This window comes from Herminiimonas sp. (assembly GCF_030645555.1).
GTDB lineage: Bacteria > Pseudomonadota > Gammaproteobacteria > Burkholderiales > Burkholderiaceae_D > Oxalicibacterium.
Window position 1 is genome coordinate 1 of sequence record NZ_JAUSME010000023.1, and the last position, 15,837, is coordinate 15,837.

Annotated in this window: 16 protein-coding genes and 1 tRNA gene; 5 read left to right on the forward strand and 12 right to left on the reverse strand. The window is 57.0% G+C overall.

Annotated elements, in window-relative coordinates; translation table 11 throughout:
• The 8 genes from Q7T06_RS00785 to Q7T06_RS00820 all read right to left on the reverse strand — a co-directional run.
• Positions 1 to 456: GTPase (locus Q7T06_RS00785; protein WP_304778504.1), on the reverse strand; the 456-nt coding region annotated here is incomplete at its 3' end.
• Positions 457 to 696: 240 nt separating this feature from the next.
• A complete protein-coding gene (pth, locus tag Q7T06_RS00790) occupies positions 697 to 1,287 on the reverse strand; it encodes an aminoacyl-tRNA hydrolase (protein ID WP_304778507.1) in 591 nt (196 codons plus the stop codon).
• A gap of 143 nt (positions 1,288 to 1,430) precedes the next feature.
• Positions 1,431 to 2,063 (reverse strand): 50S ribosomal protein L25/general stress protein Ctc, encoded by a 633-nt coding sequence (locus tag Q7T06_RS00795; protein WP_304778510.1) that lies wholly within the window; start codon positions 2,061 to 2,063, stop codon positions 1,431 to 1,433.
• Between the two features lie 182 nt (positions 2,064 to 2,245).
• On the reverse strand, positions 2,246 to 3,196 hold the full coding sequence (locus Q7T06_RS00800; protein WP_304778513.1) for a ribose-phosphate pyrophosphokinase: 951 nt from the start codon (positions 3,194 to 3,196) through the stop codon (positions 2,246 to 2,248).
• Positions 3,197 to 3,315: 119 nt separating this feature from the next.
• Positions 3,316 to 3,392 (reverse strand) — tRNA-Gln (locus tag Q7T06_RS00805).
• Between the two features lie 104 nt (positions 3,393 to 3,496).
• A complete protein-coding gene (gene ispE, locus Q7T06_RS00810) occupies positions 3,497 to 4,366 on the reverse strand; it encodes a 4-(cytidine 5'-diphospho)-2-C-methyl-D-erythritol kinase (protein WP_304778517.1) in 870 nt (289 codons plus the stop codon).
• 29 nt (positions 4,367 to 4,395) lie between these two features.
• Positions 4,396 to 5,076, reverse strand: a complete 681-nt coding sequence (gene lolB, locus Q7T06_RS00815; RefSeq protein WP_304778520.1) for a lipoprotein insertase outer membrane protein LolB — start codon at positions 5,074 to 5,076, stop codon at positions 4,396 to 4,398.
• A gap of 93 nt (positions 5,077 to 5,169) precedes the next feature.
• A complete protein-coding gene (locus tag Q7T06_RS00820; RefSeq protein WP_304778523.1) occupies positions 5,170 to 6,945 on the reverse strand; it encodes a tetratricopeptide repeat protein in 1,776 nt (591 codons plus the stop codon).
• Positions 6,946 to 7,059: 114 nt separating this feature from the next.
• Between Q7T06_RS00820 and mutM the strand changes: the two genes are divergently transcribed.
• The 3 genes from mutM (at position 7,060) to mutY (ending at position 11,077) form a co-directional block, all read left to right on the forward strand.
• Positions 7,060 to 7,881, forward strand: coding sequence for a bifunctional DNA-formamidopyrimidine glycosylase/DNA-(apurinic or apyrimidinic site) lyase (mutM, locus tag Q7T06_RS00825; RefSeq protein ID WP_304778526.1), 822 nt, complete (start codon positions 7,060 to 7,062; stop codon positions 7,879 to 7,881).
• 79 nt (positions 7,882 to 7,960) lie between these two features.
• Entirely contained in the window at positions 7,961 to 9,901 is a 1,941-nt protein-coding gene (locus tag Q7T06_RS00830; protein WP_304778529.1) for a dynamin family protein, read from the forward strand.
• Positions 9,902 to 11,077 (forward strand): A/G-specific adenine glycosylase, encoded by a 1,176-nt coding sequence (gene mutY / locus Q7T06_RS00835; RefSeq protein ID WP_304778532.1) that lies wholly within the window; start codon positions 9,902 to 9,904, stop codon positions 11,075 to 11,077.
• 8 nt (positions 11,078 to 11,085) lie between these two features.
• Here mutY and Q7T06_RS00840 read toward each other — a convergent pair whose 3' ends face one another.
• From Q7T06_RS00840 to Q7T06_RS00855, 4 genes are all read right to left on the reverse strand, one after another.
• Complete coding sequence (locus tag Q7T06_RS00840; RefSeq protein WP_304778535.1) at positions 11,086 to 11,706, reverse strand: LON peptidase substrate-binding domain-containing protein; 621 nt, start codon at positions 11,704 to 11,706, stop codon at positions 11,086 to 11,088.
• 80 nt (positions 11,707 to 11,786) lie between these two features.
• The gene (gene rapZ, locus Q7T06_RS00845) at positions 11,787 to 12,650 is read right to left on the reverse strand and encodes an RNase adapter RapZ (protein ID WP_304778538.1); all 864 of its coding nucleotides are present in this window, start codon (positions 12,648 to 12,650) and stop codon (positions 11,787 to 11,789) included.
• 62 nt (positions 12,651 to 12,712) lie between these two features.
• Complete coding sequence (gene hprK, locus Q7T06_RS00850; protein WP_304778541.1) at positions 12,713 to 13,654, reverse strand: HPr(Ser) kinase/phosphatase; 942 nt, start codon at positions 13,652 to 13,654, stop codon at positions 12,713 to 12,715.
• Positions 13,655 to 13,711: 57 nt separating this feature from the next.
• Positions 13,712 to 14,185 carry a PTS sugar transporter subunit IIA gene (locus Q7T06_RS00855; RefSeq protein ID WP_304778544.1) on the reverse strand — a complete coding sequence of 158 codons (474 nt, stop codon included), beginning with the start codon at positions 14,183 to 14,185 and terminating at the stop codon, positions 13,712 to 13,714.
• Positions 14,186 to 14,638: 453 nt separating this feature from the next.
• Between Q7T06_RS00855 and Q7T06_RS00860 the strand changes: the two genes are divergently transcribed.
• Together Q7T06_RS00860 and Q7T06_RS00865 are read left to right on the forward strand one after the other, a co-directional pair.
• Positions 14,639 to 15,307 (forward strand): hypothetical protein, encoded by a 669-nt coding sequence (locus Q7T06_RS00860; protein ID WP_304778548.1) that lies wholly within the window; start codon positions 14,639 to 14,641, stop codon positions 15,305 to 15,307.
• 88 nt (positions 15,308 to 15,395) lie between these two features.
• The gene (locus tag Q7T06_RS00865; protein ID WP_304778550.1) at positions 15,396 to 15,761 is read left to right on the forward strand and encodes a polysaccharide deacetylase family protein; all 366 of its coding nucleotides are present in this window, start codon (positions 15,396 to 15,398) and stop codon (positions 15,759 to 15,761) included.
• The last annotated feature ends 76 nt before the right edge of the window (positions 15,762 to 15,837 follow it).

Sequence of the window (15,837 nt, forward strand, 5' to 3'; positions counted from 1 at the left end):
ACGTGCTTTCTTGTTTTCGCGATGGATCGCTTTTTCCACAGTGCCCATGTCGGCCAGTGCCAGTTCGGTCTGGATCACTTCAATGTCGTCGAGCGGATTGATCTTGCCGGCAACGTGGATCACATTGTCGTCTTCAAAGCAGCGCACCACGTTGACGATCGCATCGGTTTCGCGGATGTGCGCGAGGAATTGATTGCCCAGGCCTTCGCCTTTGGAGGCGCCTGCTACCAGGCCGGCGATGTCGACGAACTCGACGGTGGAGGGCAGTATGCGTTCCGGTTTGACGATTTCCGCCAGCGCGTGCAGGCGCGGATCGGGCACTTCGACCATGCCGACGTTGGGCTCGATCGTGCAGAATGGGTAATTCTCAGCAGGAATCCCGGCTTTCGTGAGTGCATTGAAGAGAGTGGATTTGCCGACGTTAGGCAGGCCGACGATGCCGCATTTAAGACTCATGATGTGTGCTTTACTGAGATGTTGATTAACCCGCTATTTTACCGTACCGCCATCTCTTTCCGGGATTTAAGACATAGCGCTGCGTACCGCGGAAATCTGCCATTTTTTTATCTGTCATTCCCGCGCAGGCGGGAATCCAGAGATGCATCGCATTAGTCTGGTAAGACGGAGCATTCTCTGACGTACGGGGGACTAAATCTGGATTCCCGCCTGCGCGGGAATGACAAACGCGCGGTGCGCTTATTTTGCTGTTGTGTGTAGCTGCATGGTGGCGGCTTCAAATTTTCCTTCGCACAGCAAGGGAATGACATCCAGGCTGAAGGCGATCGCTTCATCGATCAGCAACTGTTCTTCCTTGCGTGGTCTGTGCAGGACGAAATCAGCCACTTCCTGCTGCAGATTCAGCGCGCGCGGATGGCCTATGCCCAGGCGCAGGCGCCAGTAGTCCTGCGTGCCGAGCGCCGCCGTGATGTCTTTCAAGCCGTTGTGCCCGCCCGATGAGCCGCCTTTTTTCAATCTGGCGATGCCGGGTGCAAGATCCAGTTCATCATGCGCGACCAGGATTTCATCCGGTGCGATTTTATAGAAACGCGCCAGCGCGCCGACCGACTGCCCGGAGCGGTTCATGAAGGTTTGCGGCTCCAGCAGCCAGACTTCCTGGCCGGCGATCTGTGTTTTGGCGGCGAGCGCATTGTATTTGGATTCGCGCGTCAGCTTGCAGCGCGGCGTATTGCGCGCGAGCTGGTCGACCAGCCAGAAGCCGGCGTTATGGCGGGTTTGTTCGTATTCCTGGCCGGGATTGCCGAGGCCGACGATGAGGCGTATGGACATGGCGTCGTGAAAATTGGAAAACCTGATTATCGTGGATGCAAGGCTCTTGTGTTCATCTGCATAATAAAAAACCCGCCACAAGGACGGGTTTTTCTATTGCCGGGCAAACGCCGGCAATGGATGCTGATGATTGCCAGTGCTGATTACTTCTTTTCAGCAGGAGCAGCAGCAGGTGCCGCGGCAGGAGCGGCAGCAGCTTCTGCTTCGACTTTGCCGGCAGGGACAGCTGCGGTAGCGATCGTTGGGTTGTCTTCACCACCGTGGATCACTGCCGAAACGCCTTTAGGCAATTTGATGTCGGCCAGATGCAGCGAGTGACCGATGTCGAGTGCAGCCAGATCAACTTCAACGAATTCCGGCAAATCGCCAGGCAGGCAGGCGATATCCAGCTCAGTCGTCACGTGGCTGATGATGCCGGCGTGCAGTTTGACTGCTGGCGATACATCTGCATTGATGAAATGCAGTGGCACTTTAACGTGAATTTTTTGTTTTGCATCGACGCGTTGGAAATCAGCGTGCAGGACCAGTTGTTTGTATGCGTGGACTTGGAAGTCGCGCAACAGGACTTTTTCTGCTTTGCCATCGATTTCCAGATCCAGGATCGATGAGTGGAATGTTTCTTTTTTCAATGCATGGTACAGCGCGTTGTGGTCGAGCGAGATATTGACCGGTGCTGCGGTACCACCATAAACGATACCAGGTGTGAGGCCTGCAATGCGCTGGCGGCGGCTCGCTCCGGTCCCCAGGTCATTACGTGCAAATGCGATTACTTTCATGATGAAACTCCATAGGTGCAGGATGAAAATCATCCTGCGGTTAAATCCCCCGCGACCAGGGGATTTTAAAAGTGGTGATGGCAAGTCAGGCCAGCCATCCCCGGTTTCGGATAGTGGCGAAAAAATTCGCCGCCATCCTTGCCTGCCGCCGCGTATGCACACGGCTGCAGGGTTCAACGTTCTTAATCGGCAAACATCGACATGACGGAATCGCCAGTGCTGATGCGCTTGAAGGTTTCGGCCAGCAAGCTGGCGCACGACAGTACGCGGATTTTCGGGCAGGCCTTGGCAGCGTCTGTCAGCGGTATCGTATCGGTCACCACCAGCTCATCGAGCGGCGAGTTCGTGATCCGTTCGATGGCAGGGCCAGACAAGACCGGATGCGTACAGTAAGCGACGACCTTCTTCGCGCCGCGCTCCTTCAATACTTCTGCAGCTTTCGTCAGCGTGCCGGCGGTATCGACCATGTCATCCATGATCACGCAATTGCGGCCTTCGACTTCACCGATGATGTTCATCACTTCGGACACGTTCGCCTTCGGACGGCGTTTGTCGATGATGGCCAGATCGCAATTGAGGCGCTTGGCCAATGCACGGGCGCGCACCACGCCGCCCACGTCCGGTGAAACAACCAGCAGATCGTCGTAATTCTTGGTGACCAGATCGCTCAACAAGATCGGCGATGCATAAACGTTATCAACCGGGATGTCGAAGAAACCCTGGATTTGATCGGCGTGCAGATCCATGATCAATACGCGTTCAACGCCGGCTTCCTGCAGCATGTTGGCCACAACTTTTGCCGAAATGGCGACCCGGGCCGAGCGCGGGCGACGATCCTGGCGAGCATAACCGTAATACGGGATGGCGGCGGTGATGCGGCCTGCCGATGCGCGTTTCAGTGCATCGACCATCAACATGATTTCCATCAAGTTGTCGTTGGTCGGCGCGCACGTCGATTGCAGTACGAAGACATCCTTGCCGCGCACGTTTTCGTTGATTTCAACAACGATTTCGCCATCGGAAAATTTGGAAACAACTGCTTTGCCGAGAGGGATGCCTAGGTGCTTGGCAACTCCCAGAGCCAGATCCGGATTCGCGTTGCCGGTAAAAACCATCAGGTTTTCGAGTGCCATGGAAATTCCCGCTACAAAGTTGAACGACAGTCGTTAAAAAGCTGGAAAGCCGCCAAAGCCTGACTGTGACGTCTTGCGTTGGCGGCTATTATTTGTTGTGCTGCTTGCTCTTGATGTAATGGCAGGGGAAGAAGGACTCGAACCTTCGAATGCTGGAATCAAAATCCAGTGCCTTAACCAACTTGGCGATTCCCCTACGCAACCTTTGTGTCTGCCGCACTATCTTCGCTATGCTAGCGGCGGATAGCTCGACCTACGAATTCTGACTTTTTACGACTGCTGCATTTACGTTTGCCGCATTTACTTTTGCAGCAAATAAGCGAGCGGATGATGCGTGATCGCTTTGGCTTTCCAGGCTTTCCATTGCGGCGGTACTGTTTTCAGTACTGCCTCGGCTTGCTGTTCTTGCTCAAACGGGCAAAACACACAAGCGCCGGAACCTGTCATTCTTGCATCTCCAAATTGTCGCAGCCATTTGACGGCTGCTGCTATCGGTGGAAACAAGTTTTCAGCCACGACTTGCAGGTCGTTTTTGCCGAAGCCAACTGGAGCCCCGGAAAAGTCCGTTATTTTGACGGGTTTCGTATCCCGTGTCAATTCGATTGAGGAAAATATCCTTTGCGTCGCTACCGATACGCCTGGTTCGATCACGACAAACCAGGATTCCGGCGTTTCGACCGGCGATAAAGCTTCGCCTATGCCTTCTGCAAAGGCGTTGCGGCCGAACAGGAAGAAGGGCACATCCGCTCCCAGTTGTAGCCCTAATGTCATCAATTCCGCGCGCGTGAGTCCGGTTTGCCATAGATGGTTGAGAACCAGCAGCGTGCTTGCCGCATCGGAGGAGCCGCCGCCCAGGCCGCCGCCCATGGGCAGATTCTTTTCGACGGCGATATCTGCGCCCAGCAGCCTGCCTGGCATCCTGTCTGCTGTTGCCGCCTGCAGGAGCCGGGCCGCGCGCACGACCAGATCGCTGTCAGCCGGCACGCCTGCCAATTCGGTGCTGCGGTGTATGACGCCATCGTCGCGCACGGCAAAATGCAGCAAGTCGCCGCGATCGATCAACTGGAAGACGCTTTGCAGCAGGTGATAGCCGTCTGCACGGCGCCCCGTGATGTGCAGGAAAAGATTCAGTTTGGCGGGTGCCGGGCAATTATTGAGTGTGCGAGCCATGTCTGGTGTGTATTCAGGTGTGGATGCGTTCAGCGTGCTTGCCAGCTATCGAGCACGATGCGGATCGCCACTTTTCCTGCCTGCTCGGTCTGGCGTTCGAGGTCTATGCGTTTCGGGCGGCTTTGCGGCGGCAACTGATTGTCGTCTTGCCAGATCACGTAGCGGATGCGCCAGCCATCCCGGGTGGTGACATGATCGTCTGCCGCTGCGGCAACAAAGGCTTGCTGGTTTGAGTCGGTGGCAAATCCCTGCAGCCACTGGCGCAAGCCGGAAACCGGCAAGGGCCAGCCGAGCGCCTGCTCTGCCAGCGCATCGACATCGGAGGCGGTGCGTGGCGGCCGGCCTGCCTGCAGCAGCGTTGCGCCATCGGCACTGATGTCTATCGTCGAGAGTATCTGCCCCAGCGGCGACAGGATAGTGATCGTGCTGCGATCTGCATTCTGGTTCCAGTTGAAGCTGACGTGTATCGCCTCGTCCTTGTCATTTCTCTGATACTGCACCGACAGCCGGCCATCCAGCTCCAGTGCTTCAGTGTATTTGCGCTGGGTGGCCGTCTGTGCCGCCTCACTGCTGCCGTCTGGCGGCGTGAGCGCGGCGCAACCCGTCAACAATGAAATGCTCAGCGAAATGCATAGCGCGATCGCGCCTGCGGTTTTGCGCGAAGCGGATGGCGTGCTTTTGCAAGCGGGTAGCAGGCGAGATATAGACATGATGGGCATGAAGAAAACAGGTGACGCATAAGTGGAGACGCGGGCCAGACGGCTGCATCTGCCGGTATCGGCGGATGCAGCCAAATCCAGGGCTTACAAGGGCACGCGCAGGCGCGTCAGCGTACTTTTGAGCAGCTCGTTTTGCGGGTCTTTTTGCCTGGCGTCGCGCCACAATTTCTGTGCCGCTTCTTTGTCGCCCTTGACCCACAATACTTCACCGAGATGCACGCCGATTTCCACGTCGGGACGCAAGGCATAGGCGCGCCGCAGAAAATCTTCCGCTTCCTGCAATTTGCCAAGGCGGAACTGTACCCAGCCCATGCTATCCATGATGAAGGGATCTTCCGGCGTCAGCTTCAAGGCTTTTTCTATCAGTGTGTACGCTTCCTGCAAATGGATATTGCGCTCGGCATATGAATAACCGAGCGCATTGTAGGCATGCTGGTTATCCGGTGCGAGACGTATGATCTTGCGCAATGCGGCTTCCATCAGGTCCAGCTTGTCGGCTTTTTCTGCCAGCATTGCATAGTCATAAAGCAAGCCGGTGTCGGCTGGAAAACGTTCCAGGCCTTTGCTCAAAATGGCGAGGGCTTCTGGCACGCGCGTGGCATCGCGCAATAGCTGCGCGTCGGCGACCATGACCTGGATCTGTTCGCGCTGACCTTCCGGTTTCAAATGGCTGAGCAGGTTGCGGGCGCCGTTCAGGTCGCCGGTGGCGGCCATGATTTGCGCGCTCCTTATCTGCGCATCAAGATAGGCCGTGCCGGGTTCAACTTGCGCCAGCCATTTGAGGGCAGCCGGGAAGTCCTTGCGGTCTTCCGCTATCTGCGACAGGATTAGCAGGGCCTGTACCGGATCACGCTCATCGTCCGGATTGTTTTCCAGCACCTGCAGATAGGCGCTCAGATATTTTTCAGCCGCTGCGCGGTCGTCCATCTGGGCGCCCAGGATGCCCATCGCATACAGGATAGTCAAATCGTTCGGATCTTCCTTCAGTAAAATCGCGAATTGCTTTTGCGCGGCAGCGTACTGTTTGTCATCAATCAGGATTTTTGCATAGGCTATGCGGACATCGCGCGCCTTCGGGTGTGCCTTCAGGAAGCCGGCCATGCTTTGTAATGCCTCATCGCGATTCGGCATGGTCTGGGCCAGCATCAGGGCGGCGATTTCCAGGTCGGGCTTGATCTCCAGTGTTTTTGCCGCTTCAGCCCGGGCGCGCGCCAGATCGCCGTTGGCAAATGAGCTTTGCGCCAGTGCGATATGGGTTTCCACCAGGCCCGGATAAGGCGCGACCAGTTCTTCCATCAGCTTGAAGGCGGCACCCTTGTCCTTGGTGCGCGCCAGCAAACGCTGGATTTGCAGGATCAGCAAGCCGCGTGCTTGCGGGCCGACTTCCTGCAGGCGTTCGGTAAAGATAGGCTTGGCTTCCGCCAGATTGTCGCCAATGACGACCAGCCCGAGATAGAACTGGCTGGCTTCATCGGAGTTCGGCGCCAGTTCGCGCCACAGCCTGACGGCAGACAGCGCTTCGCCGGTTTTCTTGACGTTCAGTGCGATTTCCGCGGCGCGGCGCGCCAGACGCGGATCGCGCGTTTCCTGTGCGGTGACCAGCATCGTGATATAGGCCAGCTGCCAATCGCCACGCTGGTTGGCCAGCTCGGCGCGCAACAGCTTGAACAACAAATCCTCGGTCAATTCGACCGACGGCAATTGCTCATTCAGCGCATCGCTGGCGGCTTTTTTATCGGCGCCCTGGCTGACTGCGGCAGACGGTTTCTGGTCTTCTTTTGCTGCCAATGAGGGCGGTTTGGCTGCGGCACACGCCGACAGCATGACTGACAGCGTTACAATAACGAGAGCATTTTTCAATTGAAGTCCAAGCAAATCGAGCAGGTTTTTATTCTACAGCTTAACCGCTGCGCCATGCGCAGTACGGCGCTGTATAAACTCCGTGTACGAGCCACCAGGGAAGTTGTCGTCCTTATGCCTGAATTACCTGAAGTTGAAGTCACGCGCCGCGGGGTGGCGCCGCATCTGGAAGGACAAACAGTCGCCGGCGTTGAATTGCGCCATGCCGGCTTGCGCTGGCCCTTTCCTGCCGGCCTGTCGCAAACCCTGGCTGGCCATACGGTGCGCAGTACCGGCCGCCGCGGCAAATACCTGTTGATACATTTTGATCACGGCACCCTGATCATCCATCTCGGCATGTCCGGGCATATACGGATACTGCCCGTGGGCGTGCCGCCGCAAAAGCACGACCACTTCGACATGACGGTCGGCAACCAGGTGCTGCGCCTGACGGATCCGCGCCGCTTCGGTGCGGTGCTGTGGCATGCGGCAGAAGAGGGCGGGGTGGAAAATCACCTCTTGCTGCGCACGCTGGGCGTCGAGCCGCTGGAAGATTTGTTTACCGCGCAATGGCTGTATCAACAAACGCGTGGTCGCAGGTCGGCGATCAAGCAAGTGTTGTTGGCGGGCGACATAGTTGTCGGGGTCGGAAATATTTATGCTTCCGAAAGCCTGTTCCAGGCGCGCATCAACCCGAAGACGCCGGCGCACCGGATAGGCTTGCAGCGTTATGAACGATTGGCGCAAGCGATACGCGACATCCTGGCCGCCGCCATCGAGCAGGGCGGCAGTACGCTGAAGGATTTCATCGGCGTTAACGGACAATCCGGCTATTTCCAGCAAAACTATTTTGCCTATGCGCGGGCTGGAGAGCCTTGTCGTATTTGCCATGCGCCTATCCGGCAAATCGTGCAAGGCCAGCGCTCGACCTTCTATTGTCCAAATTGTCAAAAGTGAAGACAGATGCTAGTGTCGCTCTGTGGAAGATCAAGTCCCATGATGCACTTGGCATAACAACAGCATAAACGAGGTTCATGTGAGCAATCTGGTGCAAAAATTTCAGGAATACAGCGTCTGGCGCAACAACGTCAAGGCTGCGCTCGAGCGCTATCGCGACTGCATCGACAGCAATGAGCTGTCCGATGGCGCCAGCGACCAGCGTTTCATGCAGACGCTGGCACGCTTGAATGAAGATAAATTGTCGATCGCCTTTGTCGCCGAATTCTCGCGCGGCAAGTCGGAATTGATCAATGCGATCTTCTTTGCCGATTACGGCCAGCGTATCCTGCCTACATCTGCCGGGCGCACCACGATGTGTCCAACCGAATTGCTGTACGACGAAACCTTCCCGCCATCGATACGCCTGCTGCCGATAGAAACGCGCGCCGAAGCGCAATCGACCAGCGACTTCAAGTCGCAGAGCCAGGTCTGGACCGTGCTGCCGCTCGATACTTCCTCCGGCGACGGCATGCTGGAAGCATTCAAGCAAGTCAGCCTGACCAAGCGTGTGCCGACAGAAGAAGCGGCGCTTTACGGCTTGTACGATGAAACAGATCTCGACATGGTGATGGCGGTCGATGAAAACGGCATGGTCGAGATTTCGCAATGGCGGCATGCGATCGTGAATTTCCCGCATCCCTTGCTCAAGCAGGGCCTGGTGATCATCGATACGCCGGGTTTGAATGCAATCGGCACCGAACCCGAACTGACCCTGAACCTGATCCCGAATGCGCACGCGGTGCTGTTCATCCTCGCCGCCGATACCGGCGTGACGAAGAGCGATATCGACATCTGGCGCAATCACATAGGCGGCACCGGCGCCGGCCGCCTAGTCGTGTTGAACAAGATAGACAGCATGTGGGATGAATTGCGCTCGCCAGCCGAGGTGGAAGATCAGATCGAGATGCAGGTCGCCAACGTCGCGCAAACGCTGGGTATTTCGGATCGGCAGATATTCCCGGTTTCTGCGCAAAAAGGGCTGGTCGGGAAAATCAATGCCGATGCGCCGTTGCTGGCGAAGAGCCGTTTGCCGGCGCTGGAAAGCGCCTTGTCGAATGAGCTGCTGCCGGCCAAGCAAGACATCATCCGTGCACAATTGCTGAGCGAAATCAGCGAACTTGCCTCTTCCAAGCAGGCGCTGCTGTCATCGCGCTCACGCAACGTCGTCGAGCAATTGCTGGAGCTCAAGGGCCTGCGTGGCAAGAACCAGACGATACTCGATCACATGATGAAGCGCATCGACATGGAGAAGACCGAGTTCGATGGCAGCCTGTTCAAATTGCAGGCTACGCGCTCGGTGTTTGCGCGCCTGTCGGCTGAAGTGTTCACCCATCTTGGCATGGGGGTATTGAAAGACAATATCCGCAGCACGCGCGACGCGATGGAAAAAAGCAAATTTTCTGCCGGCCTGCGCCAGGCGGTGAAGGAGTTTTTCCAGCAGGCGCTGACCAACCTGAATCTGTCGGCGCAAAAGACCGATGAAATCGGCGAGATGATGTCGGTCATGTACCGCAAATTTTCCACTGAACATGGCCTGGCCCTGTCGACGCCGATGCCGTTCTCGCTCGAAAAATACAACAAGGAAATCGAGATGATAGAAAAGCTGTACCACAAGCAGTTTGGTGCAGCGACTATCCTGACCACGCCGCAAGTCGTGTTGATGCAAAAGTTTTTCGATTCGATCGCGTCGCGCGTCAAGCAGAGTTTTTTGCAAGCCAATCGCGATGTGGAAGCGTGGCTGAAGGTCGTCATGGCGCCGCTGGAAGCGCAAATCGGCGAACACAAGCTGCAGTTGAAACGGCGCAGGAAATCCATCGAGAAAATTTGCATTGCGACTGACAGCCTGGAAGAAAAAGTGCAGGCGTTTGAACAGATGCAGCTGGAACTGGATGCGCAAAAGGCTGGATTGACGCAACTCGAAAATGAGTTGAGAGCAGCGATACTGGCGCAGCTGGATCTGTACAGGGCCGCCGCCTAGATGAAGCGTGTCATCAGCGAGCAGCAGATAGGTGCAGTCTCTTCCGGTAAAAAAACAGTCGCAAAGAACATCCTGCCGCCGGCATCTGCGCCGGCCGATCCGGGCTTTTCGCTAGACGTCATCAACTGGCAAAAGCAGCATGGGCGGCACGCGCTGCCCTGGCAAAATACCCGCGATGCCTACCGCGTCTGGTTGTCGGAAATCATGCTGCAGCAGACCCAGGTCGCGGCAGTCATTCCATATTACCTGCGCTTCCTCGCCACTTTCCCCACGGTTGAATCGCTGGCCGCTGCCGCGTCGGAAGAAGTGATGGCGCACTGGAGCGGGTTGGGTTACTACTCGCGCGCGCGCAATTTGCATAAATGCGCGCAGGCGATCGTGGCGGAGTACGGCGGCATCTTCCCCAGCGATCCCTTGCTGCTGGAACAGTTGTCCGGCATAGGGCGCTCGACAGCGGCGGCGATCGCGGCATTTTCCTACGGTACGCGCGCGGCCATCCTGGATGGCAACGTCAAGCGTGTCTTCGCCCGCGTATTCGGCGTCGAGCGTTATCCCGGTGAAAAGGCAGTCGAGAATGAGTTGTGGCTGCGCGCAGTAGCCTTGCTGCCTGAAACCGGTGTCGAAGCGTATACGCAAGGCTTGATGGACCTGGGCGCCACACTGTGCACGCGCAACCGGCCATCCTGCAATCGCTGCCCCCTGGCGCACCGTTGTATCGCTTACGCAAGCGGACGCACCAGTGAATTGCCGATCCGCAAACCGAAAAAAGCCATTCCGGAAAAACAGACTGCAATGTTGCTGATCACGGATGGCGACCAGATCTTGCTGGAGCAGCGTCCGGACAAGGGAATCTGGGGCGGCTTGTTGTCCCTGCCGGAAATGGATGCCGCGCTGCAGCCTGGCCATACAGATTTTGATATTGCGCTGGCGCGCATGACGGCGCCGTTCGGCGTGCCGGCATCGGTGGAAAAACTGCCGGAGTTTTCCCATACCTTCACGCATTTCAAGCTGCATGTGACGCCGTACCGGATCGCACTGGCGCAGCGCTTGCACATCGCAGCCCAAGGCAGCCACAACTGGTATCCGGCAGCAAGAATGGCGGCTGCACCCTTGCCGGCGCCGATCAAGAAATTGCTGCTGGCAGTATTCCGCGAGCCGGATTTGTTATCTGGATGAAGCGCGCTTCAGATGATGTGATGCTGTTGCAGGTATTGATGAATTATCGTCAGGCGGCTTTGTGGGTCGCCCAGTTCCAGTAATTTCTGCCGCGCTTTCAGCGGTATCGGCAATATCTCGCTCCAGCGATTCGCCACCCACCCTGCATCGTTGAACTGCAGCGTTGCGGGGAAGGGGTTTTCAAAATTCGCTCCCTGCTCGGCATGACCCTTGGTGCTGATGTCGTGGATGACGATTTTCAGCGTGTCGGCGCAGGATAGGTGCTGCTTTGCCAGCACGCTGGGTATCGTTTCCAGCATCTCAACGCGCGCTTCCAGATGCTGACCGGATGAGCGTGTTTCCAGGATGCGGAAGCGTGCACCGCCCTGCGTGCGCAGTAGCAGCACGCCCAGTTGCGGCGCATCCCAATCCGTGATGTGAGCCAGGCAGCCGACTGTTTCCGGTTCGGCGATGGCGCCTACTTCCTGTCCCGACTTGATCAGCACGACGCCGAACGGCGCTTCGCGCTTCATGCAGTCGCGCACCATGTCTATATAGCGTGTTTCAAATACCTTCAGGGGCAGGATGCCGTCCGGGAAGAGCACGGTATTGAGCGGGAACAAGGGCAGCCAGTTTTGGTTTTCAGGCATGATCAAAATAGGATGGTGAAGAATATTGGTGTGACGATAAAGGCTGCGCATGCATGGCGCAGCACGGTATTTTCAATACATCAGTCCAGTTCGCGATGTCGCACCAGCACGTGTTCCTTTTGCCGGAAATATTGCGCCAGTTGTTCAACAATATATACGGAGCGGTGCTGGCCACCGGTGCAGCCTATGGCGACGGTCAGGTAACCGCGGTTATCGTTCTTGAAGGCGGGCAGCCATTTTTCGACAAAGCCGCGTATATCCGCCAGCAGGGCGAGCGCATCCGGTTGCGCCACCAGGAAATCCTGCACCGGTGCATCGCGCCCGGTCAGCGGACGCAGCGCCTCGTCGTAATGCGGATTGGGCAGCGTGCGGACGTCGAACACGAGGTCGGCATCGAGCGGCACGCCGAATTTGAATGCAAACGATTCGAACAATATCGTCAGCGGCGAGTGCTCGCTTTCAACCAGGCCCTTGATGCATGCGCGCAGCTTGTTGGCACGCATGCCGGAAGTATCGATGACGTGGCTGATCTCTTCGATGCTGGCCAGCATTTCGCGTTCTTCGCGTATGCATTCAGTCAGCGTGCGGCGGTCGCTTGCGGCATCGCTGGTGGAGCCGCGATGCGACAGCGGATGGCTGCGACGGGTTTCAGAAAAACGCGTGATCAGTGAATCGGTTTTGGCGGTGAGGAACAAGACCCTGACATCGTGCCCCTGGTTGCGCAGCCAGGCCAGATCGGCCGGCAGGCTGAGCAGCGAACTGGCGCTGCGCACATCCATCGAGACCGCGAGCGTTTCGCCGTGTTCTTCCAGGCGCGCAGTAACCAGTGCACGCAACAAGGTAGGGGGGAGATTGTCGACGCAGAAATAGCCGGCGTCTTCGAGGGCTTTAAGCCCGACAGATTTGCCGGACCCTGAAATTCCTGTGAGGAGAATAATGCGCATGGCAACAATCATACCGCAAGGGCAGGGTGATGGTTGTGGGGACGCTTGTTGCCAGCTTTTTCTTACTCGTCGTTTTCCATCGCCTTTTGCTGGCGCACCATGAAATCCTTCAGCGTATCGATGCCGCGCAATTGCAGTATCGTGTTGCGCACGGCGGCTTCAAGCAGAACCGCCAGATTGCGGCCGGCTTCGACCGGGATCACGACTTTGCGTATGGGCAGGCCGAGTATCTCCTCGTTTTGCGAAGGCAGTGGCAGGCGTTCGTAGTTTTCTTCCAGCGTGCTGCGGCGAACCAGATGCACGATCAGTTTCAGCCGCATCTTGCGGCGTACTGCGGTCTCGCCGAAGATCGTGCGTATATCGAGCAAGCCCAGGCCGCGCACTTCCAGCAGGTTTTGCAGCAGCGGCGGGCAGCGTCCTTCTATCATGTGCGGCGCAATGCGTGCAAATTCGACCGCATCATCGGCCACCAGGCCATGATTGCGCGAAATCAGTTCCAGCCCGAGTTCGCTTTTGCCTAGGCCCGATTCGCCGGTAATCAGTACGCCCACACCCAGCACGTCCATGAATACGCCGTGCATCGTGATGCGTTGCGCCAGCTTTTTCGATAGATAAACGCGCAGATAATCGATCACCTGCGCGGCCGGCAACGGAGTGGAAAACAGTGGAATATCCTGCTCATCGCACATCGCAATGATGTCTTCCGGCGTTTCCAGTCCCTGCGCAATGATGAATGCAGGCGGTTCGCCGGCGACCAGTTCAGCTGCATGGTGCGCGCGCGCGGCGGGCGACAGGCGTTTGTAATACTCGGTTTCCTGATGGCCGAACACCTGTATGCGGCCCGGATGAATCAGGTTCAAGTGACCGACCTGATCGGCGGCCGATGTCGCGTCACCCAGTATCAGGCGCTCACCACCTGGAAATCCGGCGAACCAGCCCAGTTGCAGCGAGTCGCGGTTGTCGTCGTAGAGTTGCTGGATGCTGAGCGGAGTCGGTAATGGCATGGTGGATGCAGGATGGATGCGGAGAAGCAGAATCGCACCGAAAACCGGTGCGACGGTTTAGTTGGTGCTTTGCAGGCTGGGCTGCCAGGTGATCAGGCGCGCATGTATGGCGGCCGGATCTTCCGTGGTCGACAGCAGGGTGCGGAATGCTTCATCGGAAAACATCTCTGCCAGTTCCGACAGGATTTCCAGATGCTGTTGTGTCACATTGTCGGGAATCAGCAGGAAGATCAGCAGGCTGACCGGCTGTCCATCGGGCGATTCAAACGGGATCGGTTGCGCCAGCCGGACGAAGGCAGCCAGCGGCGCCTTCAATCCCTTGATGCGTCCATGCGGCACTGCCACGCCATGGCCGAGACCGGTCGAGCCGAGACGTTCGCGTGCGAACAGGTTCTCGGAGACGACAGCACGGGCGATGCCGCAATTGTTTTCAAAAATCAAACCGACCTGTTCGAACGTACGTTTTTTACTGGAGACATCCAGGTCAAGCACGACATTGGCGGGAGGGAGGATCTGGCTTAAATGGTTCATGGTGCGATGCACAAGAATGGACTCTGCGAAGAATTATAGGCCTATTTTTTTACGATAGGGCTTGAATCGGAAAACGCCGGCACCGGTGATGCCGGATTGTTGTGCAATAGCCCCATACGGTCCGACAAACTTGCATTTCTGCCTAGCCTGTTCTTGAAAAAAGCAGGTGCCTGGCCTGCATCCGGTCTGCTGCCATGTATGCTCACATCCATGAGTCAAACGGGCGGATAGTACAGCATTGCAGCAGCGACTTCTAAACTGCAAGTCGATTCAAGCTATAATTTTCGCTGGATTAAAAGTGTCAATCAAGAGCGTCGATTTCCCGGCGTCGTGGCGGCTTGCCACTGTGTCGCGACGCAAGCTCATTGCCCTCATCGCGTTCTATCCTGCCGTATCCCGGGTGCGCAGCAGATGTTGCTGACCCATCCCCCTCTTTTGTAAAGCGATGCATAGATGTCCGTGGTAAAGACCTTGCTGGTGATTGCATGCATCATCATTTATGTATCGCTGAGCCATGTGGCGCTCGCAGTGCAGGACGCACACCGCATCTGGCGTCAGCTCGCGATGCTGATGTTGCTGCTGCCGATGAGCAGCATCGCGTGCTGGGCCGCTGTGAACGTGCTCAAGCAGGCTGGCGTCGCTGTGATCTGGCGCTTGCTGGGTGGGATATCGATGGCGGCGGCGCTGCTGTCTGCGATCGTCTTTTTCTGGCCTGTATTGCTGGCGCGACTGGACCTCATTTATCTGACTGAACATATCGCTGCCAATACGATGCTGTGCTGGTTTTTTGCGCACACGCTGTTTGCCGGGCGCACGCCCATCATTACCACTCTGGCGCGCACGATACATGCGGAGATGCCATATAACGTGGAGCGTTATACCCGTACCGTGACGCAGGCGTGGGCGCTGTTCTTTGCGCTGCAGGTTGTGCTGTCGCTGGTGATTTTCAATACGGCATCGATAGCCGCCTGGTCACTGTTTGCCAATGTGCTGAACTGGCCGCTGGTGGTCCTGATGTTCATAGTCGAATATGGCTGCAGAAAGCGCGTCAATCGGGATTTTCCGCATGCCACGATCAAGCAAAGTATCGACGCCTATTTCAACAACAGCCGGAAGGTGTGAGTCCGGTTCTTGCAAGCCCGCGTCTGAATTCACGCGATGAGATGCATATGCTTGCCGTGCGCCCGCCAGATTGAAAAATACGATCATCATGCAAAATCATAAATGGCAAGCCAGCCGTTTCCTCAAGGCCAGCGCCGCGCTGCATGCGGGTGCTGCGGCATCGGCACTGGCGTGGCCGGGCACTCTGGAATTCGGCGTTGCCAGCCTGATCGCCAATCATGCCGTGCTGGCGGCAGCGGGCCTGTGGCCGCGCAGTTCCCTGCTGGGGCCGAATGTATTGCGGCTCCCGGGTGCGCGCGCAGAAATTGCGCTGACGATAGATGATGGCCCCGATCCCGAAGTCACGCCGCGCGTGCTGGATATACTCGCCGCAAAAAACATCAAGGCGACATTTTTCTGCATCGCGGCCAATATGCAGCAACATCCGGCGGTGGTCCAGAGAATGATCGCCTAAGGCCATCACATCTAAAACCACAGCATGCACCATCGCCATTATTTTTCTGTATTGGGCATGGGCGGGATTAAAAAAG

Excerpts from the sequence above, each read along its gene's own strand:
- mutM (WP_304778526.1), top strand. The coding sequence starts at position 7,060 with ATGCCTGAATTACCTGAAGTTGAAGTCACGCGCCGCGGGGTGGCGCCG.
- lolB (WP_304778520.1), bottom strand. The coding sequence starts at position 5,076 with ATGTCTATATCTCGCCTGCTACCCGCTTGCAAAAGCACGCCATCCGCT.
- mutY (WP_304778532.1), top strand. The coding sequence starts at position 9,902 with ATGAAGCGTGTCATCAGCGAGCAGCAGATAGGTGCAGTCTCTTCCGGT.
- Q7T06_RS00800 (WP_304778513.1), bottom strand. The coding sequence starts at position 3,196 with ATGGCACTCGAAAACCTGATGGTTTTTACCGGCAACGCGAATCCGGAT.
- rapZ (WP_304778538.1), bottom strand. The coding sequence starts at position 12,650 with ATGCGCATTATTCTCCTCACAGGAATTTCAGGGTCCGGCAAATCTGTC.
- hprK (WP_304778541.1), bottom strand. The coding sequence starts at position 13,654 with ATGCCATTACCGACTCCGCTCAGCATCCAGCAACTCTACGACGACAAC.
- Q7T06_RS00855 (WP_304778544.1), bottom strand. The coding sequence starts at position 14,185 with ATGAACCATTTAAGCCAGATCCTCCCTCCCGCCAATGTCGTGCTTGAC.
- pth (WP_304778507.1), bottom strand. The coding sequence starts at position 1,287 with ATGTCCATACGCCTCATCGTCGGCCTCGGCAATCCCGGCCAGGAATAC.
- Q7T06_RS00795 (WP_304778510.1), bottom strand. The coding sequence starts at position 2,063 with ATGAAAGTAATCGCATTTGCACGTAATGACCTGGGGACCGGAGCGAGC.
- Q7T06_RS00860 (WP_304778548.1), top strand. The coding sequence starts at position 14,639 with ATGTCCGTGGTAAAGACCTTGCTGGTGATTGCATGCATCATCATTTAT.
- Q7T06_RS00840 (WP_304778535.1), bottom strand. The coding sequence starts at position 11,706 with ATGCCTGAAAACCAAAACTGGCTGCCCTTGTTCCCGCTCAATACCGTG.
- ispE (WP_304778517.1), bottom strand. The coding sequence starts at position 4,366 with ATGGCTCGCACACTCAATAATTGCCCGGCACCCGCCAAACTGAATCTT.
- Q7T06_RS00865 (WP_304778550.1), top strand. The coding sequence starts at position 15,396 with ATGCAAAATCATAAATGGCAAGCCAGCCGTTTCCTCAAGGCCAGCGCC.